Below are 20,134 nucleotides of genomic sequence, written 5' to 3'. Positions count from 1 at the left end.
TTTGAGCTTATGGGCTCGGCGTCGCGCGGGTCATGCGGCAACGCAGCACGATTCGGAGGGCGGTGTGCAAATGAAGCGGCGAAGAGTATAGACTTGATCATCAAAAAGAAGCCTAAGCCCGCGTTTTGTCGTGGGTTTTTTTCATGATAACCTCGGGCCTTCAGTGGCCCGCCCAACGGAGATTTTCCCATGGCGCTGGAGCGCACCTTATCCATCATCAAGCCTGACGCCGTCGCCAAGAACGTCATCGGTGAAATTTACAGCCGCTTTGAGAAGGCTGGCCTGAAGGTTGTGGCCGCCAAATACAAGCAGCTGTCGCGTCGCGAAGCTGAAGGTTTCTATGCGGTGCACCGCGAGCGTCCGTTCTTCAACGCGCTGGTCGAGTTCATGATCTCCGGCCCGGTGATGATCCAGGCGCTTGAAGGCGAGAATGCCGTAGCCGCACATCGTGACCTGCTCGGCGCGACCAATCCCAAGGACGCTGCGCCGGGCACCATCCGCGCCGACTTCGCCGATTCGATCGATGCCAATGCCGCGCACGGGTCGGATTCGGTCGAGAATGCTGCCAACGAAGTCGCCTATTTTTTTGCCGCGACCGAAGTGGTATCGCGCTGAGGACGAGAGAGTCGAATCGTGAATGAGGTCGTGATCCCCTCCGTGTTGCAGGACGTTCCCGTCCGCACCCCGGAACTGCGCAAGCAGAACCTGCTCGACCTCGATCGCGAGGGACTGGAGCGCTTTTTCGCCGAGACGCTCGGCGAGGCGCGTTACCGTGCACATCAGGTGATGAAGTGGATTCACCATCGCTACGTCACCGATTTCGACCAGATGACCGATCTCGGCAAGGCGCTGCGCGCGAAGTTGCACCGGCACGCCGAGGTTCTCGTCCCGAACATCGTGTTCGACAAACCTTCCACTGACGGCACCCACAAGTGGCTACTTGCCATGGGCACCGACGGCAAGAATGCGATCGAGACGGTATACATCCCCGATAAGGGGCGCGGTACGTTGTGCGTGTCCTCTCAGGTCGGCTGCGGCTTGAACTGTACCTTCTGTTCGACCGCTACCCAGGGCTTCAACCGTAACCTCACCACGGCCGAGATCGTCGGGCAGGTGTGGGCGGCGGCGCGCCATCTGGGCAACGTACCGCACCAGCAGCGCCGTCTTACCAACGTGGTGATGATGGGCATGGGCGAGCCGTTGATGAATTTCGACAACGTCGTGCGCGCGATGAGCGTAATGCGCGACGATCTGGGCTACGGCTTGGCCAGCAAGCGGGTCACGCTGTCGACCTCGGGTCTGGTGCCGATGATTGACAGGTTGTCGACCGAAAGCGATGTCTCGCTGGCGGTCTCGCTGCATGCTGCCGACGACACGCTACGCGAGAGCCTGGTGCCGTTAAACAAGAAATATCCGATTGCGGAGTTGATGGAATCGTGTGCGCGCTATTTGCGCGGCAGCAAGAAGCGCGATTCGGTGACCTTCGAATACACCTTGATGAAAGGAATCAACGACCAGCCGGAGCATGCGCGCCAGCTGGCCAGATTGATGCGTCAGTTTGACAATGCGGTGCAGTCCAAGGACGCTGGCAAGGTCAATCTGATTCCGTTCAATCCGTTCCCGGGTACGCGCTACGAGCGCTCGGGCGAGGCACAGATTCGCGCATTCCAGAAGATCCTGCTCGACGCGCAGGTGCTGACGATGGTTCGCCGCACCCGTGGCGACGACATCGATGCAGCGTGCGGGCAGCTTAAAGGGCAGGTCATGGACCGTACCCGTCGCCAGGCGGAGTTCCGCCGCATATTGGAAGGGCAGGCCGATCGAGATGCGGCAGCGTGATATCGCGTTAATGGTGGCCATGGCGATCGCGCTGGGCGCGGTCGGTTGCGGTGGTCGCAATGCCAAGGCCAGCTCGGTCAAGACCGTGGAAGAAGTCGCGCCGGTGTATTCGTTCCGCGACAGCAAGGCGACCAAGAGCCGCCTGGCTGTACAGGAAAAGCTTGGGTTGGCCAGCAATCGACTGCAGACCGGCGATTATGCCGGTGCCGAAGAGCAGGTCCGTGCGGCATTGAAGAATGACGCGCAGTCGGTGGATGCCATCGGCATGCTGGCGTTGATCCAAGGAGCCAAGGGCGATGTGACGGGTTCTGGCGCCTCCTACCGCCGGGCTGCCGAACTGGCGCCGCAGCGTGGCGATGTATTGAACAACTACGGTGCGTGGCTGTGTGCGAATGGGTCGCCTGCCGAATCGTTGATCTGGTTCGATCGCGCGTTGATCGACAGAAACTACGCATCTCCTGCTTCTGCACTAGGCAACGCGGGCGGTTGTGCACTTGAGGCTGGTCAGCCCGAGCGTGCAGTCAGCGATCTGCGCAAAGCGCTCGACCTGGATCCGAATAACCCGTACGCGCTTGAGTCGATGGCACGGTCGGAAGCAGGGCGTCGCAATTATTTCGAAGCCCGTGCTTTTATCGAACGACGTTTGGCGGCTGCACCGGCGACAGCTTCCGTGTTACAACTCGCCATTCAGATTGAGCGAGGGCTAGGCGACAAGGTAGCCGCCGGCCGTTACCAACAGCGGTTGGTCAAGGAATTCCCTGACGCAGCGACCGCTACTCCCGGGGCCAATGCATTGTGATCAGTGATTCCAATTCGAACCTTTTCGAGCAGGAAAAGGGCTGCGGACAGCATTTGCGCGAAGCGCGCCAAGCAGCAGGTCTGAGCGTGGACGATGTCGCCGGCAAGCTGCGTATGCCGGCGCATGTGGTGCGCTCATTGGAGCAGGAAGAATGGCAGCGCCTCGGTGCGCCGGTCTTCGTGCACGGTCAGTTGCGCAGCTATGCGCGCTTGCTGCAGGTCGACCTGGAGTCGCTGCTGCAGCAGGCAGACATCGCACCGATCGAACCGGTCAAGCTGATCAGCCACACTCACACCCCGCGTGCGCGTCGCATTCTCGAAAGCACCGCGCGCAAGGCGATGTACGTTGTCATAACCGGCGTGTTCGCGGTGCCGGTCTGGTACGCGACCCGCTCACATCTGGACGGCAAAGGGGCGCCGAGTATGGTGTCGCTGGATAGCATGCCGGAGGCCGCAAAGGCTGGCAGGCCGGGCAATGCTGCAGCTCAACCGGCCAGCGCGCCGCGCGAGCAGCCGGCGCCATATATCGCGTCGATGACGCCAGTGCCGCGCGCCACTGCTGAGCCCGAGGCTACTGCGGCTAGTGCTACCAGTGGCGGCAGTTTGTCGTTGAGTTTCAGCGGCGACAGTTGGGTGCAGATCCTGGCACCGGATGGCAGCGCAGTCGAAAAAGCACTCGTGCGTGCCGGCGAACGTCGCAGCTATTCGCCGGGTCAGGTGGGCCGCGTCGTGCTGGGCAATGCATCGGCGGTACAGGTTCAGCAAGGCGGCAGTATCGTCGATGTGAAACCGTTCCAGCGCGCTAACGTGGCGCGTTTTGCGGTATCCTCCGACGGTTCCGTGGTACCTGCTTCCGAGTGAAGCGGACTGCGGTTTTTCATTTTTCCCTATAGATGTTCCGCGCCTCCTGGATGACGGAGCGAGATTACGCATGGCGATCGACGATCTGTTGGACGAACACGAACAAGGCGAACGCGTTCGTTCCTGGTTGAGAAAAAATGGCGCGGGCCTGGTAGGCGGCGTTGTGGTTGGCCTGGCCCTGATTCTAGGCTGGCAGTGGTGGCAGAAGCTCACCAACACCGAATTGGTCGAAGCCAACGCCCGTTACGAGGCGGTGGTCAAATCCATCCAGGCCAAGGACCTGGACAAGGCAGCCAAGGACATCGTGGTGCTCGATAACGGCAAGGGCGGTATTTACGCCGAGCTGGCCGCGCTGCGTTTGGCCAAGGCCCAGTTGGACGCCGGCAAGAATGCCGAAGCAATCAAGACCCTGCGTGACGTACCTGCCGAAGGGGAGCTCAAGCAGATCGTGCGGCAGCGCCTTGCGCGCGTGCTGACCGAGAGCGGCAAGCCGGATGAGGCAATCAAGCTGTTGGCCGATGCCCAGGACCACACCAGCCTGGAGATCCGGGCCGATGCGCTGGTCGTGCAGGGCAAGCCGGATGAAGCGCGTGCGCTTTACACCAAGGCCCTGACCACGGTGGATGTGGCCTCGCCGCAGCGCCGGTTGCTGGAAACCAAGTTGATGGATGTGGGCGGCAAAGTGCCCGATCCGGCGGAGCAGATTTGATGAAGCAGGTTGACATGTATAAGCGCGTTGCATTGATTGCCCTGATGGGCATGTCGTTGGCTGGCTGCAGCACCGTCAAGGGTTGGTTTGCTGGTAAAGATGCTGCTGCCAAGAAGGCGCAGGAACCTTCCGAACTGGTCAAGTTCGAGCCGTCGGTCAAAGTGGACAAGATCTGGTCCACCGGCATCGGCAAGGGCGAAGGACACATCGGTGTGCGTCAGCGTCCGGCAGTGGCTGACGGCAAGGTATATGCCTCGGCGATTACTGGTGGCGTGCAGGCGCTGGACCTGCAGACCGGCAAGCGCGTGTGGGAATACAAGCCCAAGAAGGAAGAGCGCAACGATCACAAGTTCAAGCAGCGCTTGTCCGGTGGACCCGGCGTTGGCGAAGGCCTGGTCGTGATCGGTACGCTGTCTGGCGATGTGATTGCGTTGAACCAGGCCGACGGTACCGAAAAGTGGCGCGCCAAGGTGCCCAACGAAGTGATCGCCGCGCCGGCCATCGCGCAGAATCTGGTGCTGGTGCGTAGCAACGACGGCCGCGTGACTGCATTCGATTCGGCGACCGGCGAGCGCCGCTGGTTCCATGCCGAAGAAGGTCCGACCTTGTCGGTGCGCGGCAACGCACCGATCGTGACTGGCCCGGGCGTGGTGTTTGTCGGCAACGACAGCGGCACCTTGAGCGCGCTGGCACTGCAGGATGGTCGCTCCTTGTGGGAGCAGGCCATCGGGGTGCCGGAAGGCCGCACCGAGCTGGAGCGGATGTCCGACGTGGACGGTGCTTCGGTACTGGACGGCACCACGCTGTATGCGACCAGCTTCAAGAACGAAACCCTCGCACTGGAAGGCCCGAGCGGCCGGCCGCTGTGGACGCGCGATCACGGCGGCGCTGGTGGTGTTGGCGTGTCGTCCAGCGTGGTGGTGGTGTCGGACAACGCCGGTTCGGTTTGGGGCTTGGACAAGAGCAGTGGTGCGGCGATGTGGTCGCAGGCTGCCTTGGCTCGCCGCTCGCTGACCGGTGTCGCCATCCAGGGCGATTATGCGGTGGTTGGCGATTACAAGGGCTATCTGCACTGGCTGAAACTCAGCGACGGTGCATTGGCCGCGCGCGAGCGCGCTGGACGCGACACGCTGCTGGCGCAGCCGGTGGTCGTCGATGGCATTCTGCTGGTACAAAACACCGATGGCGATCTGACCGCCTTCCGGTTGACACAATAAGGACTTCGTAATGCTGCCCCTGGTCGCCCTGGTTGGACGGCCCAATGTCGGCAAGTCCACCATTTTTAACGCGCTGACGCGTACCCGTGACGCGCTGGTCCACGACCAGCCTGGGGTTACCCGCGACCGCAATTACGGGGTCTGCCGTCTCGACGGGGAGCGCCCCTTCATTGTCGTCGACACCGGCGGTATCGGCGGCGATGAGGAAGGCCTTGCCGGCGCCACCGCGCGTCAGGCACGTGCTGCCGCTGGCGAAGCGGATCTGGTGCTATTTGTGGTCGATGGCCGCGAAGGCGCGTCCTCACTCGATGACGAGATTCTGGCCTGGCTGCGCAAGCTGGCACGGCCGACCGTGCTGGTCATCAACAAAATCGACGGCACCGACGAAGAAACCGTGCGCTCGGAATTCGCGCGTTACGGCTTCTCCGATGTGGTGGCGTTGTCTGCCGCGCATCGGCAGGGCATTGACGAATTGCTCGAAGAAGTCGGTGCACGCCTGCCTGAGAAAGGCGCCGGCGAGTTGCTCGATACCGATCCGGCGCGTGTGCGCATCGCCTTTGTTGGCCGTCCAAATGTGGGCAAGTCGACCCTGGTGAACCGTCTGCTCGGCGAGGAACGCATGATCGCTTCCGAAGTGCCGGGCACCACGCGCGACTCGATCGCCGTGGACATGGATCGCGATGGTCGCCAATACCGACTGATCGACACGGCCGGCCTGCGCCGTCGGGGCAAGGTCGAAGAGGCGGTAGAGAAGTTCAGCGCGTTCAAGACCCTCCAGGCAATCGAGCAATGCCAGGTTGCGGTGTTGATGCTCGATGCGGGCGAAGGCGTGACCGACCAGGATGCAACCATTCTTGGCGCGATTCTGGACGCTGGTCGTGCCTTGGTCGTGGCGATCAACAAGTGGGATGGGCAGACCGAATACCAGCGTGCGCAGGCCGAAGATCTGCTGTCGCGCAAGCTGGGTTTCGTCAGCTGGGCCGAGGCGGTGCGGATTTCTGCGCTGCATGGCTCGGGCATGCGCGAGTTGTTCCAGGCGATCCATCGTGCACACGCATCGGCCACGCATGAATTCAGCACCAGCGAAGTCAATCAGGCGCTGGAAATCGCCTACGGGACCAATCCGCCGCCGAGCATCCGTGGACATGTTTCCAAGCTGCGCTACGTTCATCCGGGCGGCGCCAATCCGCCGACTTTCATCGTGCATGGCACGCGGTTGAAGGTGTTGCCGGAGTCGTACAAGCGCTACCTGGAAAACTTCTTCCGTAAGCGCTTCAAGCTGGTTGGTACGCCCGTGCGTTTTATCTTCCGCGAAGGTGCCAATCCGTACGAAGGCAAGAGGAACACGCTCTCCGACCGGCAGGTTGCGCGCAAGCGGCGCTTGATGCGGCACGTCAAGGGCAAGTAAACGTGCCCCCGGGAGCCCTGGCAATCAGTTGTCAGGTGTTGGGGGAGGCGGGTAGGGATCGGATGTGGGCGTCGGCAGATCGCTGCCCGCAGTGGCCGCGCGGTTGTCAGCTAGATGCGCGTTTTGGCGATCGCTCTTGGCTGTCGTGGCGCGCTGGTATCCTGTGCGCCATGACTGACTATCCCTCACGCATTCCCTATGCACATGCGCTGCAGATTCTGCAGGCCGTCGCGGCCAATAGCCGTCCGCCCGATGAAAACATCGCTACCTCGCGTGCCGATGGGCGGATTTGCGCCGCCGATCTGATTGCTCCACTCGCGCTGCCGCCGTTCGCCGATAGCGCGATGGATGGCTTTGCTTTCCGACATGCCGATGTCGCTGGCGGCGATGCGTCGTTGCAATTGGTCGGCGAACAATTTGCTGGTGATCTCTGGACCGGCGCGCTGCGTGCTGGGCAGTGCCTGCGCATTACCACCGGTGCGCCGCTGCCGGATGGCGCCGATACCGTGATCCCCAAAGAAGACGCCGACGAGCGCGATGGTGTGGTGCGCTGTCGCACCATGCCTGTGTCGGGGGCCGCAGTGCGGCTTGCCGGTAGCGATGTGCGTGCTGGCGATCTGGTGATCCAGAGCGGGCAGGTACTGACCCCCGCACGCATCGGCCTGGCCGCTGCGCTTGGTGTATCGCGGCTGGCGGTAGCACCGCGGCCGACCATTGCGGTCCTGGCTACCGGCGATGAGTTGGTCGAGCCGGGCATGCCACTCGGTCCCGGGCAAATTTACAACAGCAATCGCGACATGTTGATGGCGCAGCTGCGGGCATTGGGCTACGCGCCGACGGCGTGGCCGACCTTGCCCGACGATCCGCAGCGCATCCGCACTATGCTGGAAGATGCGGCAGCGGCGTTTGATGTGGTGATCACCTGCGGCGGTGTCTCGGCGGGCGAAAAGGATTATCTGCCCCAGTTGATCGGCGAACTGGGCCGTATCCATTTCTGGCGCGTGCGCATGCGCCCGGGCATGCCGGCGTTGCTAGGTCAGATCGGCCTCTGTCTGGTGTTGAGTCTTCCGGGCAACCCGGTGTCGGTACTGGCGACCTTGATCGCTTACGGCGTGCCGTTGCTGGATAGCTTGCAGGGACGTAGCGAGCCGCGTCCGGTATGGCATGCGGCCTTGGCAAGCCCGTGGGAAAAGCGCCACGAGCGCCTGGAGTTTCTGCGTGGGCGACTGGAGTGCGGCGAAGACGGACGTCTGACGGCGCTACCGCATCGTGGCGATGCCTCGCATCTGCTCCGTGGCGCGGCCGATAGCAATGCCTTGATTGTGTTGCCGGAGCAGGCGCGACGGTTCGATGCGGGCGAGATCGTACGGGTGATTCCTTACGCGCTTTGATCGCTCACCGAATCAGGTGGCGACCGATACGTAGCGAATAGACCTCAGGTGCGTTTGCAGCAAGCGTGTGTGGCAGAATTTCGGAGTACAGCGGTCGAGCGATGTGCCACGTAAAGGGCGCCCGGTCAGGCCGGGCTGGTTGACGCTGCGCAGTCGATTTGAGCGCCGCCCTCAGCCGATTGCGCTGCCGCACAACGCGGCGTAGTCGGCATACCCGGGGAATGCGACGCCGGGCGCGCACACCGTGCACTGCGGATCGGGCGGCAGGCGGATTTCGCGAAAGCGCATGGCCAGCGCATCGAAGCTGAGCAAGCGTCCGGCCAGGCTGTCGCCGATGCCAAGCAGCAATTTCAACGCCTCCGTGGCCTGCAACAGCCCGATCACGCCGGGCAAGACGCCGAGCACGCCGGCCTCGGCACAGCTGGGTGCGAACTCCGGCGGCGGCGGCTCGGGGAATAGGCAGCGATAGCAGGGCGCACGGCCGCGGTTGCGGCCGGCATCGAACACGCTCAACTGGCCTTCGAACTGTTGTACCGCGCCGTACACCAGCGGCTTACCGAGTTTGACGCAGGCATCGCTAAGCAGATAGCGCGCAGGAAAGTTGTCAGCGCCATCGACCACCACATCCACGTCCTGTAGCAGTGCTTCGATATTGCTGGAATTGACGCGCGCCTGCACTGCATCGATCTGCACACGTGGATTGAGCGCGGCGAGGCGCTGCGCAGCCGATGTGACCTTGGCGCTACCGACACTGTCTTCAGTGTGCAGAATCTGGCGCTGCAGGTTACTGCGATCCACCACATCGTCGTCGGCGAGACGCAAGTGACCAACGCCTGCCGCAGCGAGATAGAACGCCGCTGGCGAGCCCAGCCCACCAGCGCCAATCAGGAGCACGCGCGAACGCGCCAGGCGCTGCTGTCCTTCGAGACCAACCTGCGGCAAGTGCAGATGGCGCGAGTAGCGCTCGAGAAAATCCTGTTCGTCCGGTAGCAGCGTCGGGCGCACCAACGGCAGGCCGTTAGTCGACCACGCGCTGGTACCACCAACCACCGAAGAAACTTGCGCATATCCCTGCGCACGCAAAACCTCGGCCGTGTGCGCGGAGCGCTTGCCGCTCTGACAGATCAACACGATCTCGCGCGTTTGCTCGGGCAGATGCTGTGCGGGCGCAGTTTCCAACGCGTTTTGCGTAATCGCTAACGCGCCTTCGGCCTGGCCGCCGGCACGCTCGTGCAGTTGCCGGATATCTATCAGCAAGGCGCCCTGCAGAGCAAGGGCGCGGGCGTCGGTGGGGGAGATGTCTTGGCTGCTCATGCAGCTATTGTCGCGCAAACGCTAGAGCGCTTCGATGTGCAGTGTCCTTGTGGCAGCCGAGCGGCAAGGTCGGCCGATGAAAGGCACGTCATGGTCGCGGCAATGTCGCGTGTGCAATCACGCCGCACTGCGAGCGGCACCGCTGTAATTCGGCGTCGTCACACACGGCACCGCGGCTGGTTCGGCCCGGTTTGCCGTCTTGCGCAGCGCGCCCAGCCGCGCGTCATCGCAGCGACCGACTCAGGAGAAACACATGTTCATCTCATCCAAGCACGCGCCCTTCGCGCGCCGTGCCATAGCGCATCGACCGCTGACCTTGTGGATCGGTCTGGCTTTGAGCTGCAGCGCGCAGGCGCTGCAAGCCGCGCCCAATGCCGACGACGCGGCCCAGCCCGATGCCACGCAGCCTACCTCAACGTTGGACGCGGTGCAGGTCAAAGGCGTGCGCAGCAGCGTGGAAAGCGCCATTGCGACGAAGCAGTCCAATTCTGAGATCAGCGATTCGATCGTGGCCGAAGACATCGGCAAATTGCCCGACAACAGCGTGGCGGCCGCATTGCAGCGTGTGACCGGTGTGCAGGTGGCGCGTGCGGGCGGCGAGGTGGGGCAAGTGCTGGTGCGCGGTTTGCCGAATGTCATCACCACTCTGGATGGGCGCAACGTGTTTACCACTGTGGGCCGCGACGTGGAACTGGCCGATGTGCCGGCCGAGTTGCTGCGCAGCGTGGATGTGTACAAAACCACCGGCGCACAATTCCAGGAAGGCGGCATTGCCGGTGTGGTGGACGTGCATCTGCGGCGGCCGTTCGACTTCGTGGAAGACAGCACGATCGCCGGCAGCGTGAGTGCGTTGCGTGGCGATCAGTCCGAGAAGACCGTTCCCAACGGCAGCCTCACCATGAGCCAGCGCAGGGATACCGATTTTGGCCGCATCGGTTGGATGGGCAGCGTGTCTTATCAGCGTCGCCCATATCAGGAGTCCAACACGCTATACGGCACCTACGATCTCAAACCGAATCCGGTCGATGCGAGTCAGCAACTCTATGTGCCGTACAGCGCAGGCGGGCTGATGGCGCGCGGCGACCGCAAGCGTAAGTCGGCGAATTTTTCGTTTCAGTGGGCGCCGAGCGAGAACAGCGAAGTCTACTTCGACACGCTGTATATCGGTTACGACAACCGGCCGCAGGTGAACTACTGGTTGCCGTTCCCGGGCCTGGCAACGGCTGAAAACACCGAGTCGGTAAGTATGCGTCCGGGCACCAATGTGCTGGATGGCCTGGTGGCGCGCGACATGCTTGCGCTATCAAGCACCCAGGCGCACAAGAACGCATCGGACACCTATCAGGCCGCGCTGGGCGGGCGTTGGACCGGTGAGCACATGCGTTTGAGTAGCGAGCTGGCCTATACCTATAGCAGCGCCAGGAATCGTTCGTTTACGCTCGATATGAACACGCAGGCGCCGTTGCTCAACATGCGTTCGGGCGGCGGTGCGGCCGATATCTGGATCACCCAGGCAGACGGCAGCGCGTACGACATCACGGCTCCCGGCAATTGGGAGTTGAGCCAGTACTATGACAGCTGGAACAAACAAAAAGGCGAGGAGTGGGCCTGGCGAGGCGATGCGAATATCGATCTGGACGTCGGGCCGCTGCGCTCGTTGGATGTCGGTGCACGTGCGAGCCGGCGTACCGCGACCAATCATTCTGGCGATACCGGCGCACGTGACAACATCACTGGTAAGCCAATTTATTTGAGCGATGTGCCGGGTCTGGCATCGGTGACGCCGGGCAACATGATCGATGGCGCGCGTGCGTTCACCAGCGACCGTTGGGCGTCGGCCAATCAGGATTTTTTGCTGCAGCAAAGCACGCAGGTGCGCACCTTGATGGGCCAGACACCGGACTTGCCGGATGAGAATCCTGCGCTGTTCTTCGATGATCGCGAAGATAACTATGCCGTCTATGCGCAGCTCAACTACGGATTCTCGCTTGGGTCGATTCCAGTCGATGGACGCTTGGGCGCGCGTGCGACGCGGTTGGATTCCAGTCTGCAGGGCAGCCAGTCGCTGGATGGCATACTGAGCCCGCTCAGCATCGATCGCCGTATCGACAAGGTGTTGCCTAATTACAGCGCCAACCTGGCCTTGCTCGAGAACCTGATGCTGCGGCTGGCCGGCAGCACCACGATCACCCGGCCGGAATTTGCCGATCTGAACCCGCAGTTGGCCTTGTATCAATCCACCGAGTCGTTGCCGGCGCGTGGTAATGGCGGCAACCCGCAGCTGCGCGCGGTGGAATCGCGCAATGCCGATGTGTCGTTGGAGTGGTATTTCCGCCCCGGCTCGTTGCTTTCGGTCGCCGCTTTTCATCGCAAGATCGACGGATACATCCAGAACTACGCGGCCGAAGAGGTCATCGGCGGCATCGTCTATTCGATCAGCCGGCCACGCAATGCAGGCGAGGGCACACTGAAGGGTGTTGAAGTGGGCTATGCGCAGTTCTACGATTTCCTGCCGGGCTGGTGGTCCGGCTTCGGTAGCCAGCTCAATTACACCTATATTTCAGCCGAAGTCGATTCGCCGGAAGGGATCAGCCAGCCGTTGACCAATGTTTCAAAGAACTCCTGCAACGCGATCCTGATGTACGAGTACGCACGTTTTTCTGCGCGGCTGGCCTATAACTGGCGCGGTGATTACGCGGTGAGTTTCAATAGTTCCGGCGATCAACCCGAACAGATCAACCAAGGAAGCGAGAAGTGGCTGGATGTGGCGTTCAACTACGAGCTCAGCAAGAAACTGACGCTGTTTGCAGAGGCCACCAATCTGCTGGGGACGACGACCAACAACTACTTCGGTCAACGTAATGGCGATTTTCCACGTGAGATCGCATCGCCCGAGCGTACCTACACGCTGGGCTTTCGCTTCCGTCTGTGATGTGGGCGTTGCGGCAGTGCTTTTTTCGTCCTGGCGAGTCAGGGCTGGGCGGCGTTTGCGTCGACCACACCGGGGATGGGTTTGGCATCGGCAAAATGCGCGTGCAACGCGTCCACACCGTGTTGCGGCTTTGCCAGCGGTGTAAGGTCCTGGCGGTTGGTGCGACGTTCGGCGGTGGAGACGGACATAGCCTGATCGCGCTGCGCGATCAGCGGCTGCTGCAGTTCGCCATCGCGGTTGAACGACCATGCCAACATCGGCTTGCCTAGCGGCAGCGCATCGCCTGGCGCAGCGCCTTTGCGCGAATGCCAGGTGTGCCAGGTCTTGCCGTAAGTGTTGATCTTGCTGCGCATCAATTCCTTTTCGGCCACCAATGGCAGATTGGGAGCCGACAGCTGGCCGGATAGAATCTCGCCGTTGTGCGGATGCCAGAAGTCGCGCTCGTGTTCTGGCAGTTGCGCGAACAACTTCTCCGAGATGATGTACTCGATGCCGATGAGATTGGCGCTATCGGTATTGCCGTCGTAAAGCGCGCATTGCGCGAGGTCTTCGTTGACCTGTTGGCAATAGTGATGCGCTTCCATCTGTTCGTCCGGCGCGTCTTTCATCGGATGGAAGCCGACCAGATAGATGTCGAGCTTGCCGACCGGGCCGCTGGGTTGCAGCATCTTGGCGCCGGCTTCCAGTACATTGGTTTTGGTGCTTTCCGGTGCGCCGGGCGGGGTCACCGATGGCGGGCTGCGCGAGCAGCTGACGCAGAACGCAAGGCCAATCAATAACGCGGAATATCTCATGCCAGTTCCAAACATCGAGGTACCCCAAGCTAAGAACGCCAGCGGTCTGCGAAGCGTGAGTATGTGCAGGTGCACGCAGCGCAGCTTCACCTCGCTTGAGCATCGGCTCTATCCAGCCGCCAGCGCTTGATCCGTTGCAGCACATCGCACGTGATGGCGGTCGCCAGCATCGGCAATTGCTGGCGATAAACACCGCGTTGCCGACCAGGCCGCGCCTGTACCTGCTGCGCTGGGGGCCAGTATCCTGGCCAGGTCATCCAACGGTTGGCAGTGCCTTTCATGATCAGCTATGCCGAAGCACTCGCGCTTGTCCATCAGCAGGTCGCCACGCTAACCAGCGAGTGGGTGGATAGCGCCGCTGCGGAAGGCCGCGTGCTAGCCGAGGCATTGTCGAGCCCGGCCGAGTTGCCGTCCTTTGATAACAGTGCAATGGATGGCGTTGCGCTGGCCACCGCCGGGCTCGGCGCATCTGCAGGCAGCGAACACATCGTGATCGGTACCGTTGCAGCTGGCGAAGATGCTGGCGCTGCAGCGACGGGCACGGCATGGGAAATCATGACCGGTGCCGGCATACCACCAGGTGCCGATACGGTAGTGCCGATCGAGCAAGTCGAGATCCTCGCGTATGAGCGCACGCGACTCAGCCGCATTCGTCTGCGCACCGAGGTGCGTGCCGGGCAGCATATTCGTCGTCGCGGTGAAGACGTGAGCTTGCATGATCAGGCGATTAATTCCGGTACCGTGCTGCGCGGCGCGCATCTGATGCTGCTTGCCGGTTTGGGATGTGCGCGGGTGCAGGTAGTACGTCGCCCGCGCGTGGCCTTGATCGCCACCGGGCGCGAGTTGGTCAGTGATCCCTTGCAATCATTGCAGCCGGGCCAGATTCGCGACGGCACCAGCAGTTATCTGCTCAGTCAGTTGCAGGCAGCCGGCGCAGAACTGGTGTGGCGGGGGCAGGTTGGCGACGACGATGCGGCATTCGATAGAGCGCTCGCGCGGGCGCGCCAGGCCGGTGCCGATGTGATCTTAAGCACGGGTGCGGTGTCGCGTGGTCGCTACGACTTCGTGCCTGATGCGCTGGCGCGGCACGCTGCCGCGTTTATTTTTCAAAAGGTCGCCGTGCGGCCGGGTAAGCCGATGCTGCTGGCACGCTTTGCCGATGGGGTCTTGTTCGTCGGCTTGCCAGGCAATCCGATGGCGAGCGCTGCGGGGTTACGTTTCTTCGTTGAACCAGCGTTGCGCGGTTTGCTGGGCATGCCAGTGGAGCGCGGCTTGCGTGTCGCATTTGAGACGCCGCTGCAGGCTCGGCCGATTTGGCGACAGCATCTGCGCGCCCGTCTGCGCTGCAGCGAAGCTGGCGTGCTGTCGGTGCACATCCTGCCGCAGCAAGAGTCCTTTCGCGTGGCGCCATTGCTGCAGGCCAATGTCTGGGCGGTGCTGGAACCGCAAGACGTCGGCGCAGCGCCGAGCACGATGGCGGAGGTGTTCGGATTGGGCCATCTGCAACCGGCTGCGCCGGCAACAACGCTATGAGCATGTACCTGCACTGCGTTACGTGTGAGTGCGCTGCATGAGTGCCGCATACCCGTGGACAGGTGTGGTGCTGGCCGGCGGGCGTTCCTCGCGCATGGGGCACGACAAGGCGCTGCTGCTGTGGCGCGGGCGTCCGTTGATCGCGCATATGCAGGTGCTGCTGGGCGACGCCGGCGCGCAGGAGGTGCTGATCAGCGGTGATCGTACCGGTTACCCCGGCATTGCCGATATCCAACCCGATCTGGGTCCGCTCGGTGGTCTTGCGAGCGTAATCGACCATGTGGCCGATGCGAGCATCCTGGTGGTGGTGCCGGTGGATATGCCGTTGCTGTCCACACCATTGCTGCAAAAGCTGCTGGCTCCATCGCAGTACTGCTGTGCGACCTTCGAGGACCACATCCTGCCGATGCGCCTGCGCATCGATACCACCTTGCGTGAGGCGTTGTCGGTGCTGATGGTTGGCGATGCATCGTCACGCTCGCTGCGCGCCTTGCAGCGTTCACTGCAGTGCCATCGCGTGGCTGTCACCGCCAGCGAAGGTGCCGCGTTCGTCAATTGCAATACGCCCGAGCAATGGAGTCGGCTCATTCATGAAAATCCAGATTGAAGGTCAGCACCTGCGGTTCCGCATCGACGAGGCCGAACTGGCCGAACTGCTCGACGGGCGCAGCGTCGATAATTTGAGTCGTTTGCCGAGCGTACAGGGCGCGCGGTTGGTGCGGCATAGCGTGCGTCTTACCAGCGGTCATCCAGCGTGCAATTGCGCTACCGACCATTGGCAGCTATCGGTGTCACGCGATGCGCTCGAAGAACATGCGCGGCAGCTGCCCAGCCGCGACGGATTGAGCTTCAGCTTCGATGCGGGCGCCGGCCATGCCGAGCTCATGACGCTGCGCGTGACCTTCGATATCGATGTACGCGACAGTGCGCGCAAGCGGTTTCCAAAAGCGTGAGCTTGCGGCGGCGGGTGTTGGCACCACTCAGGCAATCGCCTGCGTGTTCGCTGGAATGCCTTGCACGCGGTCGCAGGCAATGCCGTGCGCCTGTAGGATTGCTTCGATCGCTTCGGCGGCAGTGTCGTCGTAGCCTGCGCCACTGCGCAACGCCACCACATGCAGGCCGTCGCTGGCCAGCTCCAGTAATAAAGCCTGTTGTGTATCGGGCGCTTGCGGCAAAGCGCGGCGCGAAGCATCTCGCCGTGCCAGTTCGAGCACTGCATCCGGGATGTCTTCGCCGACCAACAAGACATCGGCCAGATTCATCGCACGCAGCGCCTTCAAGGTAAGCAGGCCCGGATCGCCCGGGCCAATGCCGACCAACTGCACGCTGCCACGCGCCGGTACCGTGCCTGCATTGTCCAACGCGGCAGTGAATGCGGCTTCGGCAGCGTCATCGCTGCCGGCTTGCAGCAACAGCGGCACCTCGCCATCGATGACGCGGTCGAACCAGCGCCGACGCCGATTCATATCCGGGAACTGGCTGCGGATCCGCTCGCGGTGACGCGCGAATAGCGCGGCGAATCGGCCCACCGATGCATCCAGTTCGCGCTCCAGCCGCTCGCGCAGGCGCCGTGCCAGCATCGGGGCGGCACCCGCAGACGAAATGGCGATGACTAATGGGTCGCGGTCCACGATGGCCGGCACCTGGTACGTCGACAGCTCCGCATCGTCCACCACATTGACCAGGCGCTGACGCGCGCCGGCTGCAGCGGCGACGCGTTGATTCAAGTTGGCATCGTCGGTGGCGGCGACCACCAGCCACACCGTGTCGATCCAGGCCGGGTCGAATTCATCGCCGAGCTGCTCGAAGCGGCCGGCTTGCATCAGTACCGCCAGCTCCGGCGACAGCGCATGTGCGTACAGACGGATATGCGCGCCGGCCTTGAGCAAGGCGAGCACCTTGCGCGTGGCGACTTCGCCGCCGCCGATCACCAGCACGGCGCGTCCTTGCAGATTCGCGAACAACGGAAACAACGGCATCAGACATACTCCAAAAGATGGCACGCACGGGCGGCATACTGCATGGCGCCATCAGGCCACGTCCACGCCTCGCTGCGACCATTGCGTGTTTTGCTGGTCAACGAGACCGAAACGCCGATTGGCGAACTGTGCCAGGCAATGCCGCGCACCGGCTACACGGTGCGCAAGCACCGAGATATAAGCGATGGTGGACAGTTGACATCGTTTTTGTGCCGTGAAAAGTCGATCTACGTGAGCATATTGGGAATGATCTTGCGGCCGCGCTTTGCGCACACGCTAGGGAACCTCTGAACAACGCACTTCAAATGCGCAACACTACACACCTACGTTGAGGAGTCATCCATGCAACTGACGTTCGGTGACGCTGAAGGTTTGGGCAAGCGCAAGCAGACTCGCTGCGAGATCTTCCTGGCCGAGATGGAGCAGGTGGTTCCGTGGAGGCATTTGCTCGGACTGATCGCGCCGCACTATCCGGTGTCGGGGCGGCCTGGTCGACAGCCGTACGCACTGGCGACGATGTTGCGGATTCGTTTGCTGCAGCAGTGGTATGCGTTGAGCGATCCGGCGATGGAAGAAGCGTTGCACCAGATCCCGACCTTGCGCCGTTTTGCCCGGCTCGGCGGTTTGGACAATGTTCCCGACGAGACCACGATTCTCAACTTTCGCCGCTTGCTGGAAACCCATGGCCTTGCAGCGCGGATGCTGGAGGCCGTCAACGCGGATCTGGTGCGCAAGGGTCAGAGCCTGCGGTCCGGCACGATCGTCGATGCAACCCTGATCGCTGCGCCCAGTTCGACCAAGAACACCGACCGCGCGCGCGACCCTGAAATGCATCAGACCAAGAAAGGCAATCAGTGGTATTTCGGGATGAAGGCACCCATCGGCGTGGATGAGTTTTTCGGGCTGGTGCACCACGTCCGTTGTACGGCTGCCAATGTGGCCGATGTCACGGTGACCCACGCATTGCTGCACGGCAAAGAAGACAGTGTGTTCGGCGACAGCGGCTACACCGGTGCGGACAAACGCGAAGAACTGCAGACCTGCAAGGCTGGTTTTTTCATTGCCGCCAAGCGTTCGACGATTCAAGCCATTGGCAACAAACGCGAGCGCCGCCAGGAAGAACGTTGGGAATACTTCAAAGCAAGTGTGCGTGCGAAGGTGGAGCATCCATTCCGCGTGATCAAACGCCAGTTTGGCTACACCAAGGTCCGCTATCGCGGCTTGGCCAAGAACACCGCGCATGTGCTGACCCTGTTCGCACTATCCAATCTGTGGATGGTGCGCCGGCAGTTGCTGCCGGCCAGGGGATAATGCTGCCTGGCGCCAGCCAACGCCGCAAGAAACCGTAGAAATCGTATCGTACGCATCAACTCTGTGCGCTATTGGCACGCAGCAGGCTCGAATTTTAGAGGTCTGGTGCGTTGTTCAGACCTTCCCTAGATTTCTTAATCACGAACACCGGCAGATAGCGCTCACTGGGCATGCATTATCTTGCCTTGTCTGTGCATGAGCGCGAGTTCGCGGGAGCGATGAGGTCCGCCTGGACCTTGGTCATTCATCAATTTGGAAGTTGCTATGGAATTGGGCACAAGGCCGCGCCAGGTGCACGCGTTCGGATTGGCACTGGCTGCTTTAGCAGGGTTGTCTTCTAGCTTAGTTCCGCCGAGAACGTCTACGACGACTACGGCAAGCTGATACAGCGACTTTTTCGAAGCGCATCCTTAGATCAGATCGTTCTCGAACAGCTGCTCGGCCAGCAACTTCTTCAGCCGGGCGTTCTCGGCCTCCAGGTTCTGGAGCCGCTTGGCACCGGGTACGCTCATCCCTCCGAACTTGCTACGCCACAGCTAGGGCCGAGGACTCGCTGAAGCCCTGGCGCCGGCACAGGTCCTTGATTGCTACGCCGGCTTCGGCTTTGCGCAGGAAACCGATGATCTGTTCTTCGAAAAACGCTTCTTCGCGTCCAATCTACTTGGGATTGGGAATTGGACTCCGAACTGGGGCGCTACGCAACGTCGGGGGACGTTGATCACACGCAACTGCGACAGCAGCTGGCCAACGTCATCGACGCCTACGAGGTCGGTCGCAGGCTCAACGTCCTGAAGGACGTGACAGCGTACGAATTCCTCAGCAGGCAGTGCACATTCAAGCCGGCGCGGTTCAAGGTGAATCCGATCCATCTAATGCCTGGACTGAACACCTAGCGTGCGTCAACGCATCGACATGCGCGCGATGTGCGTAGCCTGTCATGCCACGCTGCAGGAGCGACCATGCCAATGCGGTTGGCCCCGCACCGCAGGGCCCTTCAACATGCCTACTAGATACTGGCAGCAGCCGGTTAATTCTTCGCGGTGACGCCTGGGGTTGCATCGCGGACCAGGAATTCCTCGGTCAGCGCCGGCAGATGGGCAAGCAGCCAGTCGGCCATCGCCTGCTCCTGCGGCAGGATCTGCTCGCACACGCGCTGCGTTTGGATGTCGCCGACGGTCTTGGCAGCACTTAGCAACGCGGTGTAAGCGGCGATCTCCAGGTTTTCGAACACATAGCTGGCCATCGCACCCTTGACGATTTCGTCGGAGGTGGTCATGCCGCCCATGGCCTGACCAAACGCAGCCACCTTGCCCATGGTGTCCTTGAGCACCGACGGCGAACCGCCCAGACGTTCGATACACGAATCGACCAGGCGCTGTTGGCTTAACGTCTCTTCCAGATGCTGTTCGATGCGTGCCTTGAGCTGCGGATAGTGCTCGATGCGGGCCGCCTGGGCCTTGAGCATCTGCTCGGCCTGCTGCTCCATCGCGTGCGCATCGCGCAACCAGTCCATCAAATTTTCTTGGGGTTCGGCCATGCGGATTCTCCTGTTGTGTGCGATGCGTCCAGGCTGGCGTGCCACGCATGAAAACCACGGCTGTTTCAGGTGAGCGGGGTGTGTGGTATCCACATGGCATTGACACAGCGACACCGCAGGCAGGTCTGCTGCACCTGGGATCGATTCGCGCACGTAGCGAACCGGTGGGTGACTCATCGGTCATCGGCGGCCGCGCTACAAGCGCATGACATCTACAAATACTGTTCATTGGCGCTGACTGGATTAAGCAGATCACTGAGACGCAGCCACAGCGGCGCCAGATATGTACGCGACAACACGGCGATCAGGCAAACGATCGGGTGGTGCCTGCACATCACGCCGACAACCGATGTTGCAGCGCGGCGAAGGTGTAAATGTTCTCTGCAGTAGACGGCGCACGTCGCCAGAGCTGCAAAAATTTCCTGTTCGCCCATGATCATTGCGCATCAACAATTTATCGAAACTTCAGGCGTGGCAATCGGTCTGCGCCGATGCATCAACCACATCCGCG

General features: G+C 61.8%; 20 protein-coding genes and 1 pseudogene. 15 read left to right on the top strand and 6 right to left on the bottom strand.

The genetic code is table 11. The annotated features are described in order from the left end of the window. Positions 1-189: 189 nt before the first annotated feature. The 8 genes from ndk to PD885_RS10645 all read left to right on the top strand — a co-directional run bounded on the left by ndk (position 190) and on the right by PD885_RS10645 (position 8,223). A complete protein-coding gene (ndk, locus tag PD885_RS10680) occupies positions 190-615 on the top strand; it encodes a nucleoside-diphosphate kinase (RefSeq protein WP_002812972.1) in 426 nt (141 codons plus the stop codon). An 18-nt stretch (positions 616-633) separates the two neighbouring features. Further along, positions 634-1,839, top strand: a complete 1,206-nt coding sequence (gene rlmN / locus PD885_RS10675) for a dual-specificity RNA methyltransferase RlmN (RefSeq protein WP_002812953.1) — start codon at positions 634-636, stop codon at positions 1,837-1,839. 10 nt (positions 1,840-1,849) lie between these two features. Next, positions 1,850-2,638, top strand: a complete 789-nt coding sequence (pilW, locus tag PD885_RS10670; protein ID WP_002812950.1) for a type IV pilus biogenesis/stability protein PilW — start codon at positions 1,850-1,852, stop codon at positions 2,636-2,638. Then, positions 2,635-3,498 (top strand): helix-turn-helix domain-containing protein, encoded by an 864-nt coding sequence (locus PD885_RS10665; RefSeq protein WP_088056862.1) that lies wholly within the window; start codon positions 2,635-2,637, stop codon positions 3,496-3,498. Before pilW ends, PD885_RS10665 begins: the two co-directional genes overlap by 4 nt. Before the next feature lie 70 nt (positions 3,499-3,568). Then, the gene (locus tag PD885_RS10660; protein WP_002812946.1) at positions 3,569-4,207 is read left to right on the top strand and encodes a YfgM family protein; all 639 of its coding nucleotides are present in this window, start codon (positions 3,569-3,571) and stop codon (positions 4,205-4,207) included. Continuing rightward, entirely contained in the window at positions 4,207-5,424 is a 1,218-nt protein-coding gene (gene bamB / locus PD885_RS10655; RefSeq protein WP_162597163.1) for an outer membrane protein assembly factor BamB, read from the top strand. The genes PD885_RS10660 and bamB overlap by 1 nt, the downstream gene beginning before the upstream one ends. 10 nt (positions 5,425-5,434) lie before the next feature. Continuing rightward, positions 5,435-6,832 (top strand): ribosome biogenesis GTPase Der, encoded by a 1,398-nt coding sequence (gene der / locus PD885_RS10650; RefSeq protein ID WP_002812940.1) that lies wholly within the window; start codon positions 5,435-5,437, stop codon positions 6,830-6,832. A gap of 170 nt (positions 6,833-7,002) precedes the next feature. Next, positions 7,003-8,223: a molybdopterin molybdotransferase MoeA gene (locus PD885_RS10645; protein ID WP_002812938.1), complete on the top strand. Its 1,221-nt coding sequence runs from the start codon at positions 7,003-7,005 to the stop codon at positions 8,221-8,223. 171 nt (positions 8,224-8,394) lie between these two features. Here PD885_RS10645 and moeB read toward each other — a convergent pair whose 3' ends face one another. Next, positions 8,395-9,537 (bottom strand): molybdopterin-synthase adenylyltransferase MoeB, encoded by a 1,143-nt coding sequence (gene moeB / locus PD885_RS10640; RefSeq protein WP_002812936.1) that lies wholly within the window; start codon positions 9,535-9,537, stop codon positions 8,395-8,397. 253 nt (positions 9,538-9,790) lie between these two features. Here moeB and PD885_RS10635 point away from each other — a divergent pair, with 253 nt between their 5' ends. Further along, positions 9,791-12,469: a TonB-dependent receptor gene (locus PD885_RS10635; RefSeq protein ID WP_002812934.1), complete on the top strand. Its 2,679-nt coding sequence runs from the start codon at positions 9,791-9,793 to the stop codon at positions 12,467-12,469. A gap of 38 nt (positions 12,470-12,507) precedes the next feature. On the opposite strand, the gene PD885_RS10630 is transcribed toward PD885_RS10635, so the two are convergent. Beyond that, positions 12,508-13,278 carry an OBAP family protein gene (locus tag PD885_RS10630; RefSeq protein ID WP_040762974.1) on the bottom strand — a complete coding sequence of 257 codons (771 nt, stop codon included), beginning with the start codon at positions 13,276-13,278 and terminating at the stop codon, positions 12,508-12,510. 264 nt (positions 13,279-13,542) lie between these two features. Between PD885_RS10630 and PD885_RS10620 the strand changes: the two genes are divergently transcribed. Genes PD885_RS10620 through PD885_RS10610 form a run of 3 tightly spaced genes read left to right on the top strand, consistent with a single transcriptional unit; the run spans position 13,543 to position 15,749 of the window. Continuing rightward, positions 13,543-14,796, top strand: a complete 1,254-nt coding sequence (locus tag PD885_RS10620; RefSeq protein ID WP_002812923.1) for a molybdopterin molybdotransferase MoeA — start codon at positions 13,543-13,545, stop codon at positions 14,794-14,796. Positions 14,797-14,833: 37 nt separating this feature from the next. Continuing rightward, a complete protein-coding gene (gene mobA, locus PD885_RS10615; protein ID WP_002812920.1) occupies positions 14,834-15,403 on the top strand; it encodes a molybdenum cofactor guanylyltransferase in 570 nt (189 codons plus the stop codon). Next, positions 15,387-15,749 (top strand): hypothetical protein, encoded by a 363-nt coding sequence (locus tag PD885_RS10610; protein ID WP_002812919.1) that lies wholly within the window; start codon positions 15,387-15,389, stop codon positions 15,747-15,749. The genes mobA and PD885_RS10610 overlap by 17 nt, the downstream gene beginning before the upstream one ends. A 27-nt stretch (positions 15,750-15,776) precedes the next feature. Here PD885_RS10610 and PD885_RS10605 read toward each other — a convergent pair whose 3' ends face one another. Further along, positions 15,777-16,775 carry an NAD(P)-dependent oxidoreductase gene (locus PD885_RS10605; RefSeq protein ID WP_002812918.1) on the bottom strand — a complete coding sequence of 333 codons (999 nt, stop codon included), beginning with the start codon at positions 16,773-16,775 and terminating at the stop codon, positions 15,777-15,779. Positions 16,776-16,817: 42 nt separating this feature from the next. Here PD885_RS10605 and PD885_RS22740 point away from each other — a divergent pair, with 42 nt between their 5' ends. Both PD885_RS22740 and PD885_RS10595 read left to right on the top strand, forming a co-directional pair. Next, a complete protein-coding gene (locus PD885_RS22740; RefSeq protein WP_002812917.1) occupies positions 16,818-17,066 on the top strand; it encodes a hypothetical protein in 249 nt (82 codons plus the stop codon). Positions 17,067-17,117: 51 nt separating this feature from the next. Next, complete coding sequence (locus PD885_RS10595; protein ID WP_088056860.1) at positions 17,118-18,086, top strand: IS5 family transposase; 969 nt, start codon at positions 17,118-17,120, stop codon at positions 18,084-18,086. A gap of 391 nt (positions 18,087-18,477) precedes the next feature. Here PD885_RS10595 and PD885_RS20705 read toward each other — a convergent pair. Continuing rightward, positions 18,478-18,743 (bottom strand): annotated as a pseudogene (locus tag PD885_RS20705) (transposase); the annotation flags it as partial. A gap of 17 nt (positions 18,744-18,760) precedes the next feature. On the opposite strand from PD885_RS20705, the gene PD885_RS21420 reads away from it, so the two are divergent. Continuing rightward, complete coding sequence (locus tag PD885_RS21420) at positions 18,761-18,979, top strand: hypothetical protein (protein WP_002812911.1); 219 nt, start codon at positions 18,761-18,763, stop codon at positions 18,977-18,979. 134 nt (positions 18,980-19,113) lie between these two features. Here the strand turns inward: PD885_RS21420 and PD885_RS10580 are convergent, their stop codons facing one another. Together PD885_RS10580 and PD885_RS20700 are read right to left on the bottom strand one after the other, a co-directional pair. Beyond that, positions 19,114-19,623: a ferritin-like domain-containing protein gene (locus tag PD885_RS10580; protein WP_002812909.1), complete on the bottom strand. Its 510-nt coding sequence runs from the start codon at positions 19,621-19,623 to the stop codon at positions 19,114-19,116. 212 nt (positions 19,624-19,835) lie between these two features. After that, complete coding sequence (locus PD885_RS20700) at positions 19,836-20,057, bottom strand: hypothetical protein (RefSeq protein ID WP_156775354.1); 222 nt, start codon at positions 20,055-20,057, stop codon at positions 19,836-19,838. Positions 20,058-20,134 lie beyond the last annotated feature (77 nt).

This window comes from Xanthomonas fragariae (genome assembly GCF_900183975.1).
Taxonomy (GTDB): Bacteria; Pseudomonadota; Gammaproteobacteria; order Xanthomonadales; family Xanthomonadaceae; genus Xanthomonas; species Xanthomonas fragariae.
This window is presented reverse-complemented; position numbering and strand designations above follow the sequence as displayed.